This is a genomic window from Pseudonocardia parietis, from assembly GCF_017876315.1.
Lineage (GTDB): Bacteria > Actinomycetota > Actinomycetes > Mycobacteriales > Pseudonocardiaceae > Pseudonocardia > Pseudonocardia parietis.
The window spans coordinates 1,308,985-1,327,062 of sequence record NZ_JAGINU010000001.1; the positions used below are offsets into that span (position 1 = coordinate 1,308,985).

Genomic DNA, 18,078 nt, shown 5'->3' on the forward strand with positions numbered 1-18,078 from the left:
GGATGGGTGGGATGGTGGGCATCAGGCGGCCCGCCCGATCGGCACGGCGGGCGGCGGGGCCGCGACGGCGGCGGGCGCGTACCGGTCGGAGCGGAGCTCACCGGCCGGGTTGCCGCCCCAGTGCGCCCATGCGGGCACCTCCTCGCCCTTCATGAGGAACGAGTCGGCGGCGAGCACGGCGCCGTCGCCGACGTGCACGCCGTAGTGGACGAACGCGCCGACCCCGAGCGTGACGCCCGCCCCGAGCACGGTCCGGTCGGACTTGAACGCGCCGTCCTCCTGTGAGTGGCACTGGACGATGCTGCCGGCGTTGAGCGTGGCGCCGTCGCCGATGGCGGCGAACGAGCGCTCGGTGAGCATGCAGCCGTCGTCGAACACCCGGCGGCCGATCCGGACTCCGAGGCACCGCCACAGCACGCACTTGAACGGGGTGCCGTCGAAGAACGCGAAGTACGTCTCGGAGGGGACCTTCCAGGCCCGCTCGTGCCGCCAGAACGTCTCGTCGTAGATCGAGCACCCGTCCGGCGCGAGGGCGTGCAGGTGCTCGGTGGCCCGCTCGATCAGCACGTAGAAGGCCACCGTGAACAGCAGCATCGCGGCCGGGACCGGCAGGAACGCGACCACGCCGTAGGTGCGGGAGAGGTCCCACGCCGCGGACATCAGCAGCAACGATCCGGTCAGGTGCAGCCAGCGGGTCAGCAGCCGGATCGCGATGCTGACGGCGTTGTGCCGGTCCTTCGCGGTCAGCCTGCGGCGCAGCTCGTCCGGCGGGAGCTCCAGGCCGGTGTCGCGCTCCACCGAGCGGGGGATCTCGAAGCTGGGCGAGCCCAGCAGACCGACACCCTCGCGGACCGGCCCGTCGACCGGGATCATCACCTTCGTCGCCAGCAGGCAGTTGTCGCCGGTCCGCCCCCCGGCCGGATACGCGATGTTGTTGCCGAGGAAGTTCTCGGCACCGATCGACACCGGCGACACCCGGAACGACGAGGCGGAGTAGTCGGCGTTGAGCATCGACAGCCCGTCCGCGACGACCGTGCCGCGGCCGACCGAGCACAGGTACGGCGTCTCGTGCCGGACGGCCATCCCGAAGTTCGAACCGGTCTGGACGACCGGGGTGAGGCGGTACCCGACCCAGCGCAGGTAGCCGACGACGAACGAGGAGTCCCCGAACAGCTCGGTGTAGTTCTTCCGGTTCGTGGTGCGGCCGATCACCCGGTGCGCCCAGTACTGCAGCCCGTAGAGCCGGTACACCCGCTCCGGCCGCACCAGGTACCGGAGCACCCGCGGCACGGTGCCGGTCACCAGCAGCCCGGTCAGCGTCCCGATGGCGAACAGCACCGCCGAGGCCAGCAGCACCTCGCCGTAGAACGCGATGCTGGTGAACACCGGCGCACCGGTGTCGAGCAGCGCACCGAGCTGCGGGACGGCGGTGAGCAGCAGACCGGCCGCACCGAGGAACAGCGGGGTGGACACCGCCACCAGGTTCAGCAGCTGGACCGCGGCGAACGCGGCCCGCCGCACTCCGGAACAGTCCGCCGCCGCGACGGCGCGGTAGCCGGTCTCGGTGGCCTGGGCGGGCGATCCGTGCCAGGACGCTCCCGCGGGTACCGCCTGCCCGGCGTGCAACGACGACGTGTGACCGAGCTGGGCACCGTCGCCGATCGAGGTGCCGATGTCCAGCACGGTCTTCTCGCCGACGAACACGTCCCGGCCGAGGGTGACCGGCCCGATCTGGATGATGCCGTCGTGCGCCCGGTAGCCGGACAGGAACGAGTCCTTCCGGACGATCGTGCCGTCGCCGATCGAGATCAGGTCGGTGCACACCGGCACGTGCTTGGACAGCACGGTGACGCCGCGGCCCACCTTCGCGCCCATCGCACGCAGGTAGAGCACGTAGAGCGGGGACCCGGCGAACAACGCCAGCGGGTTGGCCCGGGTCAGCGCCCGGACGATCCAGAACCGCAGGTAGGCCATGCTCCAGACCTGGATCTGCTGCGGCCGCCACCGGCCGACGAGCACCCACTTGAGAACGATCGGCAGCGTGCACAGGGCCACGAAGCCGGCCGCGGTGAAGGCCACGGCCCGCAGGTAGAGCTCGAGCAGCCCGGATCCGGCCAGCACCCACTCGAGGCCCGGGTAGAGGATCAGCATCGGGACCGCGGAGTACAGCAGGAAGGCCAGCGCCTGCAGGGTGCCGCACAGTGCGTGGCGTGGGGTGCCGACCGGCTCGGGCAACGGGACGGGGGCATCGGCCTCCGGAGCCGCCGGGCCGCCGGGCGCGGGCGTGACACCGGCCCCGGCCACGCCGAGCGCGGTCGCCAGCTCCCGGATCGTGGTGTACCGGTAGACGTCCTTGATCGACACCTGCGGCAGGTCCACCCGCTTGCGCAGCCGTGCGCAGAACCGGGCCATCGACATCGAGTCGGCGCCGAGGTCGTCGAAGAAGTGCTGGTCCGGCCCCACCTCGGTGCCCAGGACCGCCGCCAGCGCCTCGAGCAGGCTCCGTTCGGCCGGGCTCGACCCGTCGTCGGCGAGTGCCGCCGCGAGCGCGCGCAGCGTCGGGTACCGGTAGACGTCCTTCATCGACACCGGGGGCAGGTCCGCGCGGCCGCGCAGCTTCGCGCAGAACCGGGCCATCGACATCGAGTCGGCGCCGAGGTCGTCGAAGAAGTGCTGGTCCGGGCCGGCCGGTGCCTCCAGGACGCCGGTCAGGACCTCGGCCAGGGCCGCGACCGGGCCGGCCGGTGCCGCGCCACCGGCGAGCCCCACGGACCCCGCGGCACCTACGGGCACCGGACCGCCCGGGAGCACCGGCGCACCTGCCGGCACCGGGACAGCTGTGGGCGCCGGTGCCGGGGCAGCTGCGGGCGCGGGGGCATCCGACCGCCGGGCCGGAGCGGCGGTCGGAGCCGGGGCGAGCGCCGTGCCGGGCCCGTAGCGGTTCCGGTCCCGGTCCCGGCCGTCGACCGGGCCCAGGTACTCCAGCTCGCCCGCGGCGTTCACCCGGCCCAGGTCACCGGTGCGGTAGATCCGGCCCGACGGGTTGCCGGGGATCCCCAGGAAGTCCCGGATGAACACCTGGTCGGTGAGGTCGTCGTGGTTGAGGTAGCCGCAGGCCAGCCCGATCCCGGCGATCCCGATCTCCCCGGCCTGCCCGTGCGGCAGCGCGCGGTACGGATCGGACACGTCGAGGACGACGGTGCTGTAGGTCGGCAGCGGGAGCCCGATCGTGACCGGTCCGACCGGCTGCACCACCGACCAGGTCGCGGTCACGGTCGCCTCGGTCGGGCCGTAGACGTTCAGGAACCGCCTGCCGGGCCGGCACCAGCGGCGCAGCTGGTCGGGGCGCCCGTCCTTCCCGCAGACCAGCAGGAAACGCAGGCCGGACAGCTCGCCGGCGTCCAGGGTGTCCAGCACGTGGGGCACCGTGCAGAGCGCACTGACCCGGTTCGCGGTGAGGAACGCCCCCAGCGCCGGACCCAGCAGACCGGGCCCGGGCGGGCGCGGCACGAGGGTCGCCCCGCTGACCCACGGCACCCAGATCTCCTCGACGGCGAAGTCGAACGCGAGCGCCATCCCCTGGTAGACGCGGTCTTCGGGGCGGATGCCGTAGGTCTCGGCCGCGACTTTGACGAAGTTGCAGATGCTCGGGTGGTCGATCGCGACCCCTTCCGGGCGGCCGGAGACCGAGGCGTAGCTGATGTAGGCGAGCGGGTTGTCGCCCGCGCCCCGCTCGGCGTCGATCAGCCTGCGCCCGTCCAGCTCGTCGACCAGCGGTGCGACCACGTCGAGGTGGACCAGCTCGGCGCCGCTCGCGGTCAGCAGCTCCATCCGCTCGACCCGCCGCGCGAGGTGCGACAGCGCGAGGACGGTCCGGACCCGGGCGTCCTCCACGATGTAGACCAGCCGCCCGGTGGGCGCGGTGACGTCCAGAGCGACGTACGTGGCGCCGATCTTGAGCACGGCCAGCATCGCGACGTAGGCGTGCGCGGGCACGTCGATCAGCAGCGCGACCCGGTCCCCGGCGCGGATCCCGCGCAGCCGCAGGTACCGGGCCAGCCGGTTGGCGCGGACGTCGAGCTCGTCGTAGGTCAGCGACAGCTCGGGGGAGTCGACGGCGAGCCGGTCCGGGCGGCCGTAGCTGCGGACCCAGTCGCACCGCTGCTCGAACAGGTGGTCCAGGCGCTCGTCACGGCGGACCCGGCGGCCCTGGGCCTGGTCCCGGTCGACCAGCACCAGCTCGGAGATCGGCGCGACGACACCCGGTGACGGCGGTCCGGCATGCAGCGGCACGTGACCTCCCCCGGGGGACGGGAGCGCACCGGCCGGCACCTCCCGGTCGTCGACGCAGGTGGGAAGGCTGGCACCGGTCCCGGTGCCGGTCAACGCGTTCGCGGCGTGGGGCGGGACGCAATAGCCAGTTCTGACGACGGGCGGGCCGGGGGCGGTCGGTGCGGGCACGGTGCTCCTCGCCGGAGGTGGTCGTGGCCGGCCGGTACCTGACGGGGCGCCGGCTGCCGGGCACGTCGAGCATCCGCCGCGGCGGGCCCGGAGGGAGCCGGGCGGACCCCACGACGAGGCGGTGCCCGCACCCGGGGGTCAGCCCTACCCCGGGACGGGGGCGGTCTCCGGGGGATCGGGTGCGCACACGATCGAGCGGGAGCCCGCCCGGCGGCACCCTTGTCCTCAGTCGCACCGAGCGAAACGAGGCGGTTCCCATGTCGGTCATCACCGGTCCCCAGGAGTTCAACCAGGACGACCTGTACGTCGACCTGGAGCCGACCGTCGGGCACTCCCTCTACCTCAAGTGCGAGGGCTTCAACTTCGCCGGCTCGGTCAAGCTGAAGGCCGCCACCGCGATGGTCGCCGACGCCGAGCGGCAGGGGATCCTGCGGCCCGGTTCGTTCCTGGTCGAGTCGTCCTCGGGCAACCTCGGCGTCGCGCTCAGCATGATCGCGGCGAACCGCGGCTACCGGTTCGTGTGTGTCACCGACTCGCGCTGCAACCTGGCGACCCGGCGGCTGATGGAGTCGTTCGGCACCGAGGTGCACGTGATCACCGAGCCGGACCCGGAGGGTGGCCTGCTCGGCGCCCGCAAGAACCACGTCCGGGAGCTGTGCGCCTCCGACGACCGCTTCGTCTGCCTCAACCAGTACGAGAACCCGAACGCCTGGAAGGCGCACTACGCCACCACTGGCCCGGCGATCGCCCGCGAGTTCCCGCAGGTCGACGTGATCTTCGTCGGTGCGGGCACCTGCGGCACGCTGATGGGCGTCGCCCGGTACTTCCGGCAGTGGAACCCGGACGTGCGCATCGTGGCCGTGGACAGCGTCGGCTCGGTGACCTTCGGCGGACCGGCGTCGCGCCGGATGATCCCGGGCCTGGGCAGCGGCGAGCGCCCGGCGCAGCTCGACGAGTCCTACGTCGACGACGTCGTGCTGGTCGAGGAGGCCGACACGGTCCGCACCTGCCACCAGCTGGCCCGCACCGGCTTCCTGTTCGGCGGGTCCACCGGCACCGTGGTCAGCGGTGCGACCACCTGGCTGGCCGAGCACGGCACGCCCGGCCTGACCTGCGTCGCGCTGGCCCCCGACCTGGGCGAGCGCTACCTCGACACGATCTACCAGCAGCACTGGGTCGAGGACCTCTACGGCGAGGACGTCCTCGCGGCCGAGCCGGTCCTCACCGCGGCGTGAGCCCACGCCGGGCACCCGGGCCAGGGCTCGGGTCGGCCGGGCGCTCGGCGAGCAGGCGTTCACAGGTCCGGACGAGCACCGGTGCGGCGTTGCGGACGGCACCGGTGGACGCCGGGTTCCCGGCCAGGCGCTGCCACCGGGCCAGCTCGTGCTCGGCGGCCCGGCGGACGTCGTCGGGGCCGGCGTCGGCCGGGAGCCCGAGCCGGGCGCGCGACCCGGATCCGAGCCGGCCCAGCAACCGCTCGGCGGACGCCCGCAGGTCCCCGGGCAGCGCCGCCCCGGGGCGCCGCAACGCCTCCGCGAGCTCGGACTCGACCAGCTCGTGCGCCCGGGCCCGCAGCCGTTCGACGCCGTAGCGCAGGTGTTCGGCCTCCGGGGGCCCCGGCTGCGCCGCTCGCAGCACCTCCTCCAGCGTCCCCAGCGCGGACCGGGCCGCGAGCACGCCGTCGTTGTCGGCGCCGCCGGACGCCCGGTCGAGCAGCGCGGCCGCGCGGGCGAGTGCGGGCGCGTGGCCGGTCCCCGCGTACACCTGCGCGGCCGTGCCCACCAGCTCGCGGACCTGCTCCCGGACCCCGGCCGGCGCGGGAGCCGGCGGGGCGGGAGGCACCGGGTCGTCGGGAGCCCAACCGGCGGGCAGCGGCAGCGACCACAGCACCGTCGTCCCGGCGCCGGGGGCGGAGCGCACGGCGACCGTCCCGCCGACGGCCCCGAGCCGCACCGTGAGGTTGCGCAGCCCCCGCCCCCGGGTCGGCGGGGTGCCCGGGCCCGGGTCGGGGACGAAGCCGGGGCCCTCGTCGCGGACCGCCATCGTCAGCGTCGCGTCCTGTTCGGTGATGCGCACGGTCACCGGTGCGCCGGCGGCGTGCTTGCGGGCGTTGTTGACGGCCTCCAGGCAGCAGAAGTACGCGGTGTCGCCGATCTCGTCGGGATAGCGCCGGTCGGGTGGGACACCGTCGTGCTCGATCGTCACCGGCGGCTCGGAGGCGGCCAGGGTGTCCCGCAGGACGGCCACGAGGCCCTGCTCGGCGAGCACCGCCGAGGAGACCCCGCCGACCGTCTCGGCCAGCACCGACTCGGCCCCGTCGACCCGGCGCAGCAGCTCGTCGAGCCGGTCGCGGGCCTGCTCCGGCTGCCCGGCCGAGACCAGGTGCTCGACCAGGCCCAGGCTCAGACCGAGGCTGACGAGGTGGTGCTGGGCGCCGTCGTGCAGGTCCCGCTCGATCCGGCGGCGCTCGGTGTCCATCCGGGCGACCGCGTCCCGCCGGGCCGCCGCGATCCGCTCGCCGTGGGCCAGCGCCGCCCGCAGCTGACGCTCCAGCTCGATGGCCGAGCGGTTCGCGTGCAGCACCACCCCCAGGCTGTCGGCGATGTCGGGCAGCAGGTTGCGCCACTCGCCCCGCAGGCCCTGCACCGCGTCCCGGTCCACCGCGATCTCACCGAGCTGCTCGTCGCCCTGCCGCACGGGCACCCGCACGAGGGTGTCCCCGTCCGTGGTCGCCGGGGCCCTCGGGACTTCCGGGGCCCCCGGGGCCGACCAGGCGTAGGTGCGGTCGCGAAGCCCTGTCCGGTACACGGTCAGCCGGCAGGTGGTGGCGCCCAGGCCGCGGCCGACGCCCTCGGCGACCCGGTCGAGATCGGGCCCGTCGGTCGTCGTGGCCCGGGACAGCGCCGTCACCCCGGCCAGCACGGTGTACGGGGTCGGGCGGCTCCCGTGGAGCAGCCGGTCGACGAACGCCTCGGTCCACAGGTACAGCGGGAGGAACGTCGCGGCCACCGGCAGGGCGGCCAGCGTGGCCGCGCCGACAGGGCCCGTCCCGGCCACGGTCAGGGCGTTGCACAGGACCGCGACGGTCCCGCCGGCGACGGCCGCCACCAGCGTGACGGCCAGGGCGCGGCCGAACAGATGCTGCGCCGCCCGCACCCGGGGACCGGTCCCGGCGGCGAGCAGCGCCGCCCCCGCGACGGCCGTCGGGGCCACCCGGGCGAACCAGAACAGCAACGCGACCGGCGGCCCGGCCGGGTCGCCGAGCCGCAGGCCGGGCCGGTCGAGCGCGACCAGCAACGCGGTGACGACGGCCAGCGCGGCCGCGACCACCAACGTCGCCGCCAGTGCGCAGAGCAGGAGCCGGATGCGGGCCCGCGGGCGACCGGTGACCCCGGCGCGCAGCCGGGACCGCAGCGCGACCAGCCCGGCCGTCGGCAGCAGGAAACCGCAGAACAGGACGCACCCGGTGGCCGTCCCGGCCGTGGCGGTCCCGGCCACCCCGAGCACGACGGCGACGATCCCGGCCGCGACGGCCGCCCCGCCCGCACCGCCGGTCCGTCCCGGCCCGGGCGCCGGGAACAGCAGCATCGCCCCGACGGCGGCGGCGCAGGCGACGGTGACCAGCAGGAGGTACAGGACGGTCCCGAGCGGGCGCCCGGCCACGGCCTCGAGCACAGCCGCGGTCCGCAGGTGGAACGCCCCCGCCGCGGCGACCGAGGCGAGGGCCAGCAGCCGCAGCGGCCACGACCGCCCGCCGGCGCGCAGCAGCGCGACCGCGAACAGCAGACCCAGCCCGCTGCAGACGAGATCGAGCACCAGCAGGACGGGTGGTGCGGGCGGCCCGATCACGGTTTCGTCCCGGGTGCGGCCGCGGGCTCGGCCTGCGGTTCGAGGCGTTCCGGGAGCCGGCCGTGCACGACGACCGCGCCGGAATCGGTCCCGAGCGTCACGGTGCCGCCGAGTGCGTCGAGCCGCTCCGCGTCGATGGCCAGTGCCTCGGCGAGCGCGTCGGCGTCGGCGCCGGGCGCCGGGTCCTCGACCCGGACCGCCAGCCTGCCACCGCCGAGGGTGAGCCGTACCCGCAGCTCCGGATCGCCGGGGCGGACCGCCAGGTGCTGCACCGCCGACGCGGCCAGGTAGTAGACACCCGACTCGACCTCCCAGGCGAGGCGGCGGTCCACCGCGGACTCCAGCCGTACGGCCCGCGGCAGGTCGGCGATCAGCTCCTCCAGTGCCGCGGCCGGGCCCTGGTCACGCAGCACCGACGGGTAGACCCCACGGGCGATCGAGCGGAACCGCTCGAGCAGCTCCTCCAGGCAGGTCCGGGTCCGCGCCAGGCCGGCCCGCACCGCGTCCGGCGGCGTCCCGGCGGCCAGCTCGTCGCCGGCACCCCGGAGCCCGTCCCGCAGGGTGACCAGCCGGCCGGCGGTGGCGTGCGACAGCTCCCCGACCAGCCGGCGTCGCTCGACGTCGCGGGCCCGGCCCAGCCGCTCCCGGGACCGCTGGAGCTCGTCGGCCAGCTCGTCCGCCCGCCGCACCCGTCGTTCGAGCTCGATCCCGTGCGCCACCTCGCGCAGCAGCGCGCCTGCGCCGTGCGCGAGGTCGCGCAGGAGCCTGCGGTCGTCCGGGGTGATCGCGGCCCCGGTCTTGCCGATCGCCAGCGCCGCGCGCAGCTGCTCGCCGTCCAGCACCGGGACGACGTGGTCGGTGTCCGGCCGGGACAGGAGGACGGCCAGGCCCGGGACGGAGAGCTCGCCGGTCCCGTCCTCGCCGGCACCGGTCCCGTCGGCGTCGCCCGGGGGATGGACGGCGGCCGCGACCAGCCGGTCCTCGACCGCCAGCCACACGACGGCGCGCTGTGCCCCGGTGCCCGAGGCGATCGCCTCGGCCAGGCCGGGCAGGGCGGCCGGCAGGGTCCCGGCCCGGATCCGGGCCGCGGCACTGGCCAGCGCGGAGTACGGCGTCCCGGTGCGGCGCGGGTCCAGCCGCCGGGCCCACCGGTCGAGCCGGGGCAGCGCCGCCGCCACCCCGAGCGCGGCGCCCGCGGCGGCCGCGAACGGCAGCAGCACGGCGACCGGGCCCATCCCGGCCCACGATCCGGCGACCCCGACGACGAGCACGAACACCGCGAGCACACCGGACGTGACGGCGAGCGGACGCGCGGTCCGCGCGACCGCCGTGGCGACCCCGATCCGCCCCATCTCCACCACCGCCCCCCGGATCCGAGCAGCGCAACGGTAGAGCCACCGGCGCCCGGCCGGTACCGGTTCAGCCGGCGTCCTGTGTGCGGAGGTAGGTCAGGACGGCGAGTACCCGGCGATGCTGCTCGGTGGTGTCGGCGGTCAGCCCGAGCTTGCCGAAGATGTTCGCGATGTGCTTCTCGACGGCCTTGGGGGTCACGTACAGCTGCCCCGCGATGCCGGTGTTCGACCGGCCCTCCGCCATCAGCCGCAGCACGTCGAGCTCGCGCTCGGTGAGCACGGCGAGCGCGTCACGGCGGTCGCCGCGTGGCCGCTCGACCAGCCGTTTGGCCAGCACCGGCTCGATCACGATCTCCCCGTCGTGGATCCGGTCGAGGGTGTCGGTGAGGACCTCGACGCTGCCCACCTTCTCCTTGAGCCGGTAGCCGATCGCGTCGGTCCCGATGTCGAGGATCCGCATCAGGTAGTGCGACTCGGCGTAGTGGGACAGGAACAGCAGACCCATCTGCGGGTGCAGGGCACGCAGCCGTTCGGCGGTGACCAGGCCGCCGTCGGGTTCCGGTGGCATCCGGATGTCGAGGATCGCGACGTCGGCGTGCACCCCGGTGAGTACCGCGACCAGCTCGTCCCCACCCGCCGCGCACCCGACGATCTCGTGCCCGGCGGCACGCAGCAGCATCTGCAGGCCCTCCCGGAACAACGCGCCGTCCTCGGCCAGAGCTACCCGCACGGGAACCTCGCGGTGATCGTGGCGCCGTCCGCGCCGAGCGTGACCGTCCCGCCGACCTCCCGGAAGTGCGCCGTGTGCGCCGGCCCGACGCCGTCCACCCGGACCAGCAGGTCCGCGCCGTCCCGGCGGGCGGTCACGGCGATCCGCCCGGCCCGCGGTCCGCCCGCGAAGCTGGACACGACGGCGAAGTAGGCCGCGCCCTCGGCCGCCGGCCCGAACCGGTCGTCCGGGACGTCGATCGTGACCCGGACGCCCCGGCGGCCCGCCTCCTCGCGCAGCGCAGGCCCGAGCCCCGCTTCGTCGAGCAGCGGCGGGTAGAGCGCGGCCGCGATCCCGCGCAGCTCCTGGAGCACGGCGTGCAGCTCGTCCTGCACCCCGTCGACGGCCTCGTGCAGCTCGGTGTCGTCGTCGGGGAGCCGGCACCGGACGAGACCGAGCCGCAATGCGAGGGCCGAGATCCGCAGCGCGGCGCCGTCGTGCAGCCGGCGTTCGAGCCCGCGCCGGTGCGACCACTGCGACCACCCGGCCGCAGGGCCACCTCCCGGTGGCGGTGCGGCGTCTCCGTCCCGGCACGCGGGATCGACCGTCATCGCTCGAGCGTGCCGCGCGGGCGCGTGCGGCGGAAGCGGGCGGACCCCACCCGGTGGTAGGGGCTGCACCCTTGCGCACGGATGTCGGCGCTGGCATGTAACGCCGAGGCGGTCGTTGCGAGTGCCACGTCATCATGGCGTGTCGTTCCCGGCCGGGCCGTCGGTCCGGATGTCGATGCGTGCCCCGGGATTCGGGAGGTGGATCGTGGGCTACAGCTTGGGAGTCGATCTCGGGACGACGTTCGTCGCCGCTGCGGTCGCGCACGCGTCCCGGGTGGAGATGTTCACCCTCGGCGACCGCAGCGTCGTGTCCCCGGCCGCGGTGTACGCGCGCGACGACGGCGAGCTGGTCACCGGTGACGCCGCGGTCCGCCGGGCGGTGAGCAACCCCGACCGGGTGTCCCGGGAGTTCAAACGACGCCTCGGCGACCCGACCCCGGTGATCCTCGGCGGGTCGGCCTTCCCGGTCTCGATGCTGCTCGGCGTCGTGCTGCGCGACGTCGTCGCCCGGGTCGCCGGCACCGAGGGGCAGGCGCCCGACCGCCTCGTGCTCACCCACCCCGCCAACTGGGGTCCGTACCGGCGCGAGCTCTTCGACGAGGTGCCCGAGGCCGCCGAGCTGACCACGGGCGACATCACGGTGCAGCGTGCGGTCACCGAGCCGGAGGCGGCCGCCGCGCACTACGCCGCGTCCCGCAGCCTCGGCGAGGGCGACACGGTCGCCGTGTACGACCTCGGGGGCGGGACGTTCGACGCCACCGTGCTGCGCAAGCGCGCCGACGGCATCGAGATCCTCGGGACCCCGGAGGGCATCGAGCGCCTCGGCGGGGTGGACTTCGACGAGGCGATCCTGTCGTTCGTCAACTTCCAGGCGGGTGGCGCGCTGACCGAGCTCGACCTGGGCGACTCGCAGACGTCGGTGGCGATGGCCCGGTTGCGGCAGGACTGCGTGCTCGCCAAGGAGGCCCTGTCGGTCGACACCGAGACGACGATCCCGGTGTTCCTGCCCCAGCGGCACTTCGACGTCCGGCTCACGCTGTCCGAGTTCGAGAACATGATCCGGGCCCAGATCGAGTCGACGATCGGGGCGCTCACCCGGACCCTGCAGTCGGCCCGGGTCGAGCCGGACGACCTCAGCGCGGTGCTGCTGGTCGGCGGCTCCTCGCGGATCCCGCTGGTCGCCCGGATGCTCTCCGACGCGCTGGGGCGGCCGATCGTGATCGACACCCACCCCAAGTACGCGGTCGCCCTGGGCGCCGCCGAGCTGGCCAGGGAGAACGGTGAGGAGGCGGCCGGTCAGCCGTCCGCGAACGGGCATGCGGTGGGAGTGTCGGCTCACGGGGCGCCGGATCCCGGAGCTCGTGGAGCCGCCGCGCCGCCCTCCGGATCCGCGGGGTCCGGGAGCAGACGCCGTGCCGCGCCGTCCGTGCCACCGGGATCCGGGTCGCCGCGGTCCGCCGGGGCGCCGGCCGCTGCGGGCGGAGACCTGTCGCGCACTGCCGGGCAGGACGACGCCGCAGCTGCGGGCGGGCTGCCCCGCCCAGCCGGGGAGGCGGGTACCTCTCAGGCACCCGCCGGGCTGCCGCGCCCGCCCGAGGGCGGTCCGACCGGTTTGCCGCGCCGCCCCGAGGACGACCCTGCCGGGCTGCCGCGGCCGCCCGGGGGTGGTTCGGGTGGCCTGCCGCGCCCGTCCGAGGCCGGGTCGGCCGGGCTGCCGCGCCCGCCCGGAACCGGGTCCGGACCCGGTGGCGGCCCACGCCCACCCGCGACCGGTTCGGGGGGCGGCACCGCGATCGGGGCAGCTACGGCTGCGACCGCCGCTGCCGCCGCATCGCCCGGAACGCGCAGCCGCGGGGGCGCTGCGCAACCCGCGGGGCAGCAGCCGACCGGCCCCGCCGCGCACCCCGCAGGGCAGGGGGCGACCGGCCCGGCCGCACAGTCTGCTGGGCAGGGGCCGACCGGCGCCGCCGCACCGCCCGGGTCCGCCGGATCCTCCACATCGGCCGGGACGTTCGGACCGGGGTGGTCCGGGAGTTCCGCCGGAACGTTCGGGACCGCTGGGACCACCCCGTCCGGGTCGGCCCCGCCCGGATCCGCACCGCCGACCGGCGGCGCCCACCGGGGACGCACGGTCCCGGCCGGGACGTCCGCCGGATCGCCCGGCGACGGTCCCTCGAGTACGCGGGCGTGGGCGACGTCGTCGTCCGACCCCGCGCCGGGCCGGCCGGGCGGCGCGGATACCACGGAGCCTCCGGACACCGTCGGGGGATCCGGTGGCGCCGCCCCACCGCCCGCCCGGCCGCCCGCCGCCGGGTGGCCCTCGTCGGACGGCCGCCGCCGGAGCCCGCTGCTCGCCGTGGCGGTCGTCGCGGTGCTGGCGCTGGCCGCGGGTGTGGTCGCCTTCCTCACCGGCGGCTACGGACTGTTCACCGGTGACGGCATCGCCCAGCCGGACGCGACCGCGCCGCCGTCGGAGGAGGGGGTCGCCGTCGCGGTGCCGATCCCGACCCTCGGCGAGGTGGTCCCGGCCGGTCCGACGTCCGGGTTCGTCGCGGTGTCCCCGAACGGCAGACTCGCCTACGTGGCGAACCGCGCGGCCGGTGTCGTCACCGTGATCGACACCTCGGTCGACCGGGTCACCGCCACCATCGAGGTGCCGGCCGGGCCCCCGCAGTACCTGGCGTTCGCCCCGGACGGCGCGCACGTCTACGTCAGCGTCTTCGACGAGGCGCGGACGATCGCCGCCGTCGCGGTCCTCGACACCACCACGAACTCGGTGGTCGCGACCGTCCCGGTGCAGACGCGGCCGTTCGCGCTCGCGGTCACCCCGGACGGCAGCAAGGTCTACGTGCCCAACCACGACTCGGGCACCGTCTCGGTGATCGAGACGGCGACGAACGAGGTGACGCAGGAGATCAGGGTGGCGCGCAACCCGCACTGGGTCGCGATCTCCCCGGACGGCACGAGGCTCTACACCGCGAACCACGAGTCGAACGTGATCAGCGTGCTGGCCACGTCGGACGACCGGGTCCTCGCCGAGATCCCGGTCGGGACGAGCCCGCACAGCGTCGCGGTCAACCCGTCCCGGCCGCTGGTCGCCAACGTCAACTATGACGCCGCGTCCGTCTCGTTCACCGATACGGCGAGCAACACCGTGGTCGCGACCGTTCCGGTCGGGATCAACCCGCAGGCGATCGCCTGGTCGCCGGACGGCCGGTTCGCCTACACCGCGAACGTCACCGAGGACACCGTCTCGGTGATCAGCGCCGACACCTACACGGTGACCGCGACGCTCCCGGTGGGGGACGGCCCGACCAGCATCGCGGTGCTGCCCAACGGCACCCAGGCCTACGTCAGCAACCTCAACGACGGCACGCTGACCGTCCTGGACATCGGCTCCCGGTGATCACCCGTTATGGAGTGCAGCGTGCGCGTAGCGGGCGCGACACTCCACGACCGTCGATCACCAGGCCGGGAGCATGCACGGGCGCGCGGAGCCGGGTGGGATGCCCGCCCGGTGCCCGGTGCCCGGTGCCCGGTGCCCGGTGCCCGGTGCTCGATCGGCATGCCCCGGCCACGGGCAGGGAGGCCTCGTGCAGATCGACGGCACCGGACGCCCCACCGCCCGCGCCAGGACAGGCGTGGCCAGGTCGAGACGCACATTCCTGCCCTGCCCGGGCGGATGCGCGCTGATCGACGGGCACAGCGCAGCCGAGATGCACGTTCTCGCCCCGTTCAGGGCCAGAACGTGCTGATCGAGACGGCAGCCGGGCGGGGCGCGATCCAGCCCCGGTGGGCCGGTGCGCGCGTGACGGAGCAGGGAGCCGAGGAGGCTCAGCCGCCCGCGAAGGGGGGCAGCACGTCCAGGGTCGCCGCGCCGCCTAGCGCGGCGGAACGGTCCCGCACCGCCACCTCGTCGAGCAGGAAGCTGCAGCGGTCCAGTACCCGCCCCAGCTCCGGGCCGTGCGCGTCGCGCAGGGTGGCGACGGCGTCGGCGACGGTCGCGCCCTCGGTGATCGCGACGGTCTCCTCCGGCGTCCCCGCGGCGGACTTGGCCGCCGCGAAGTAGCGCACGGTCAGGGTGCGGGTGGCCGTGTGGACGGCACCGGTCGTCATGGGAAGGCTCATCCTCCGATCGCGCTCATCGGGCGCGTGGGCTGCAGGAATCCGGGGTCGTCGATGTCGTGGCCGGCCTTCTTGCCCCACATGGCGTTCCGCCAGGTCTCGGCGATCTCCGCGTCGGACGAGCCGCCGCGCACCATCGCCCGCAGGTCGGTCTCGCCGGTGGCGAACAGGCAGGTGCGGACCTGGCCGTCGGCGGTGAGCCGGGTCCGGTCGCAGGCCCCGCAGAACGGCCGGGTCACCGAGGCGATCACTCCGACGACGTCCGGCCCACCGTTGACGACGAACTTCTCGGCCGGGGCGCCACCGCGGTCCTCGTCCGACTCGGTGAGCACGAACCGCTGCTCGAGGCGTTCCAGGATCTCCTCGGCGGTGATCATCTCGCTGCGCCGCCAGCCGTGCTGGGCGTCGAGCGGCATCTGCTCGATGAACCGCAGCTGGTAGCCGTGCTCGACCGCGAACGCGAGCAGGTCGGCGGCCTCGTCGTCGTTCACCCCGCGCATCAGCACCGTGTTGATCTTCACGGGCCGCATGCCCGCCGCGTGCGCCGCGGCGAGCCCGTCGAGCACGTCCTGCAGCCGGTCCCGCCGGGTGATCTCGGCGAACCGCTCGGGCCGCAGGGTGTCCATCGAGACGTTGAGCCGGTCGACCCCGGCCGCCGCGAGGGCCTCCGCGCGCCGGGCCAGGCCGACGCCGTTGGTGGTCAGCGAGATGTCCGGTCGCGGCCGCAGCTCCGAGGCCGCGGACAGCACGTTCTCCAGTCCCTTGCGCAGCATCGGCTCGCCGCCGGTGAAGCGCAGCTCCTCGACGCCGAGCTCGTGCACGGCGATCGCGATCAGCCGGTTGAGCTCGTCGTCGGTCAGCTGCTCGTCGCGCGGCATCCAGTCCAGGCCCTCGGCGGGCATGCAGTAGGTGCAGCGCAGGTTGCAGCGGTCGGTGAGCGAGATCCGCAGGTCCGTCGCCACCCGGCCGAACCCGTCGATCAGCCGCGAATCGTCGGGCCGGGCCGGGTCTCGGGGCGGGCCGCCGCGCAGGGACGGCAGGCCGAGCTCGGTGGTCATGGACGCGAGGCTAACCCTGTCCGCCGGAGTCCGGCCATGCCGACTTTCCGCAGCTCAGCGGCATGATCCGCACCCGCGGGACGGTCCGGTCCCGGCTGTCGCAGATGCGGAACTAGTCACCGTGTACCTAGTCGAAAGGATAGGTACCGGGTGACTACCGGTGAGCCTTGAGCTCCTGGCGTGCCACCGACCGGATGTGCACCTCGTCCGGGCCGTCGGCGAACCGCAGCGCGCGGGCCCAGGCGTAGAAGTAGGCCAGCGGGAAGTCGTCGCTCATCGCCCCGCCGCCGTGCACCTGCATCGCGCGGTCGATCACCGTGCACGCCATCCGCGGCACGACGACCTTGATCGCGGCGATCTCGGTGGCCGCACCCCTGGCGCCGTGGTTGTCGATCAGCCAGGCGGTCTTCAGTGTCAGCAGCCGGGCCTGCTCGATCTCCATCCGGCACAGCGCGATCTGCTCCCGGACGACACCCTGGTCGGCCAGCGGCCCGCCGAACGCGACCCGGGCCTGCGCGCGCTCCACCATCAGCGACAGCGCCCGCTCGGCCATCCCGATCAGCCGCATGCAGTGGTGGATGCGGCCCGGGCCGAGCCGGGCCTGGGCGATCGCGAACCCGCCACCCTCCTCGCCGAGCAGGTTCGACGCCGGCACCCGCACGCCGTCGAGGCGCAGCTCCGAGTGGCCGTGCTGGTCCTGGTAGCCGAAGGTCGGCAGGTGCCGGACGATCTCCAGCCCCGGGGTGTCGCGGGGGACCAGGATCATCGACTGCTGCCGGTGGGGCGAGGCGTCCGGGTCGGTCTTGCCCATGATGATGAAGATCTGGCAACGCTCGTCGGCGGCGCCGGAGATCCACCACTTGCGACCGTCGATGACGTAGTCGTCGCCGTCGGGGCGGATCCGGGTCTCGATGTTCGTCGCGTCGGAGGAGGCGACGTCCGGCTCGGTCATCGCGAACGCGGACCGGATCCGGCCCTCCATCAGCGGGTCCAGCCACTGCTGCTTCTGCTCGTCGGTGCCGAACAGGTGCAGCGTCTCCATGTTCCCGGTGTCCGGCGCCTGGCAGTTGATCGCCTCCGGCCCGATCACCGGGGACCAGCCGGACACCTCGGCGACCGGTGCGTACTCCAGGTTCGACAGGCCCGAGACGGCAGGCAGGAACAGGTTCCACAGGCCGCGCTCGCGAGCCTCGGTCTTCAGGGTCTCCACCACGGGCGGCAGGTCCCATTCCTGCCCGGTGCCGCGCCGCTGCGCCCGGAAGGCGTCGTACTCCGCCTCGGCGGGCAGCACCTTCTCGTCGAGGAAGGCGCGCATGCGCGCGGTGTAGTCGGTCGCCACGGCACTGGGTGCGAAGTCCACACCGGGATCAGACCACACGCCGGCGGACACCGGCACGGGGGCGATCGCGTGGATCTGCGCGGGCGCCGCCGTGGCCCCGCCGCAGGCGCGACCCTAGTATCCGGGTCGTGCCGCACTTCAGGATCTCCGAGGCCGCGCGGCTGCTCGGCGTCAGCGACGACACCGTCCGGCGGTGGGTGGACGCGGGGACGCTGCCGGTCCAGGCCGACGCGTCCAACCGCAAGGTCATCGACGGGGCGTCCCTCGCCGAGTTCGCCCGCGAGCACGCCTCCGCCCCACCGGACCCCTCGGTGGTCCAGCGCTCGGCGCGCAACCGGATGGTCGGGCTGGTCACCTCGGTGATCACCGACACCGTGATGGCGCAGGTGGAGATGCAGTGCGGCCCGCACCGGGTGGTCTCGCTGATGAGCAGCGAGGCCGTGCGTGACCTCGGCCTGGAACCCGGCGCGCTCGCGGTGGCGGTGATCAAGTCGACGAACGTCGTGGTGGAGACACCGGGCGGCCATCTGTGACCACGGCGCCCCCCGCGCGACCGGCCCGCCGGGAGGGGGCC

11 protein-coding genes are annotated in these 18,078 nt (G+C 74.7%); 3 read left to right on the top strand and 8 right to left on the bottom strand.

Annotated features, from left to right (window positions below; all coding sequences use genetic code 11):
• Positions 1-21 precede the first annotated feature (21 nt).
• The gene (locus tag JOF36_RS06255) at positions 22-4,293 is read right to left on the bottom strand and encodes a Pls/PosA family non-ribosomal peptide synthetase (RefSeq protein ID WP_210025458.1); all 4,272 of its coding nucleotides are present in this window, start codon (positions 4,291-4,293) and stop codon (positions 22-24) included.
• Between the two features lie 425 nt (positions 4,294-4,718).
• Here JOF36_RS06255 and sbnA point away from each other — a divergent pair, with 425 nt between their 5' ends.
• Positions 4,719-5,696, top strand: a complete 978-nt coding sequence (gene sbnA / locus JOF36_RS06260; RefSeq protein ID WP_210025459.1) for a 2,3-diaminopropionate biosynthesis protein SbnA — start codon at positions 4,719-4,721, stop codon at positions 5,694-5,696.
• Here sbnA and JOF36_RS40760 read toward each other — a convergent pair.
• The 4 genes from JOF36_RS40760 to JOF36_RS06280 all read right to left on the bottom strand — a co-directional run bounded on the left by JOF36_RS40760 (position 5,683) and on the right by JOF36_RS06280 (position 10,982).
• Positions 5,683-8,310, bottom strand: coding sequence for a sensor histidine kinase (locus tag JOF36_RS40760; protein WP_210025460.1), 2,628 nt, complete (start codon positions 8,308-8,310; stop codon positions 5,683-5,685). The genes sbnA and JOF36_RS40760 overlap by 14 nt on opposite strands.
• On the bottom strand, positions 8,307-9,662 hold the full coding sequence (locus JOF36_RS06270; RefSeq protein ID WP_210025461.1) for a sensor histidine kinase: 1,356 nt from the start codon (positions 9,660-9,662) through the stop codon (positions 8,307-8,309). The genes JOF36_RS40760 and JOF36_RS06270 overlap by 4 nt, the downstream gene beginning before the upstream one ends.
• Positions 9,663-9,729: 67 nt before the next feature.
• On the bottom strand, positions 9,730-10,392 hold the full coding sequence (locus tag JOF36_RS06275; protein ID WP_210025462.1) for a response regulator transcription factor: 663 nt from the start codon (positions 10,390-10,392) through the stop codon (positions 9,730-9,732).
• Positions 10,383-10,982 carry a sensor histidine kinase gene (locus tag JOF36_RS06280; protein WP_210025463.1) on the bottom strand — a complete coding sequence of 200 codons (600 nt, stop codon included), beginning with the start codon at positions 10,980-10,982 and terminating at the stop codon, positions 10,383-10,385. The genes JOF36_RS06275 and JOF36_RS06280 overlap by 10 nt, the downstream gene beginning before the upstream one ends.
• Positions 10,983-11,187: 205 nt before the next feature.
• Here JOF36_RS06280 and JOF36_RS06285 point away from each other — a divergent pair, with 205 nt between their 5' ends.
• Complete coding sequence (locus tag JOF36_RS06285) at positions 11,188-14,388, top strand: Hsp70 family protein (RefSeq protein ID WP_210025464.1); 3,201 nt, start codon at positions 11,188-11,190, stop codon at positions 14,386-14,388.
• A 428-nt stretch (positions 14,389-14,816) separates the two neighbouring features.
• On the opposite strand, the gene JOF36_RS06290 is transcribed toward JOF36_RS06285, so the two are convergent.
• From JOF36_RS06290 to JOF36_RS06300, 3 genes are all read right to left on the bottom strand, one after another.
• Positions 14,817-15,098 (bottom strand): MoaD/ThiS family protein, encoded by a 282-nt coding sequence (locus JOF36_RS06290; RefSeq protein WP_210025465.1) that lies wholly within the window; start codon positions 15,096-15,098, stop codon positions 14,817-14,819.
• Positions 15,099-15,106: 8 nt separating this feature from the next.
• Entirely contained in the window at positions 15,107-16,165 is a 1,059-nt protein-coding gene (gene moaA / locus JOF36_RS06295; protein WP_210025466.1) for a GTP 3',8-cyclase MoaA, read from the bottom strand.
• A 154-nt stretch (positions 16,166-16,319) separates the two neighbouring features.
• Positions 16,320-17,525 (bottom strand): acyl-CoA dehydrogenase family protein, encoded by a 1,206-nt coding sequence (locus tag JOF36_RS06300; protein ID WP_210025467.1) that lies wholly within the window; start codon positions 17,523-17,525, stop codon positions 16,320-16,322.
• A gap of 107 nt (positions 17,526-17,632) precedes the next feature.
• Here JOF36_RS06300 and JOF36_RS06305 point away from each other — a divergent pair, with 107 nt between their 5' ends.
• Positions 17,633-18,037 carry a TOBE domain-containing protein gene (locus tag JOF36_RS06305; RefSeq protein WP_210025468.1) on the top strand — a complete coding sequence of 135 codons (405 nt, stop codon included), beginning with the start codon at positions 17,633-17,635 and terminating at the stop codon, positions 18,035-18,037.
• The last annotated feature ends 41 nt before the right edge of the window (positions 18,038-18,078 follow it).

Bases quoted from the DNA above. Each gene is read 5' to 3' on its own strand.
- JOF36_RS06290 (WP_210025465.1), bottom strand. From the start codon at position 15,098: ATGACGACCGGTGCCGTCCACACGGCCACCCGCACCCTGACCGTGCGC.
- JOF36_RS06280 (WP_210025463.1), bottom strand. From the start codon at position 10,982: ATGACGGTCGATCCCGCGTGCCGGGACGGAGACGCCGCACCGCCACCG.
- moaA (WP_210025466.1), bottom strand. From the start codon at position 16,165: ATGACCACCGAGCTCGGCCTGCCGTCCCTGCGCGGCGGCCCGCCCCGA.
- sbnA (WP_210025459.1), top strand. From the start codon at position 4,719: ATGTCGGTCATCACCGGTCCCCAGGAGTTCAACCAGGACGACCTGTAC.
- JOF36_RS06270 (WP_210025461.1), bottom strand. From the start codon at position 9,662: ATGGGGCGGATCGGGGTCGCCACGGCGGTCGCGCGGACCGCGCGTCCG.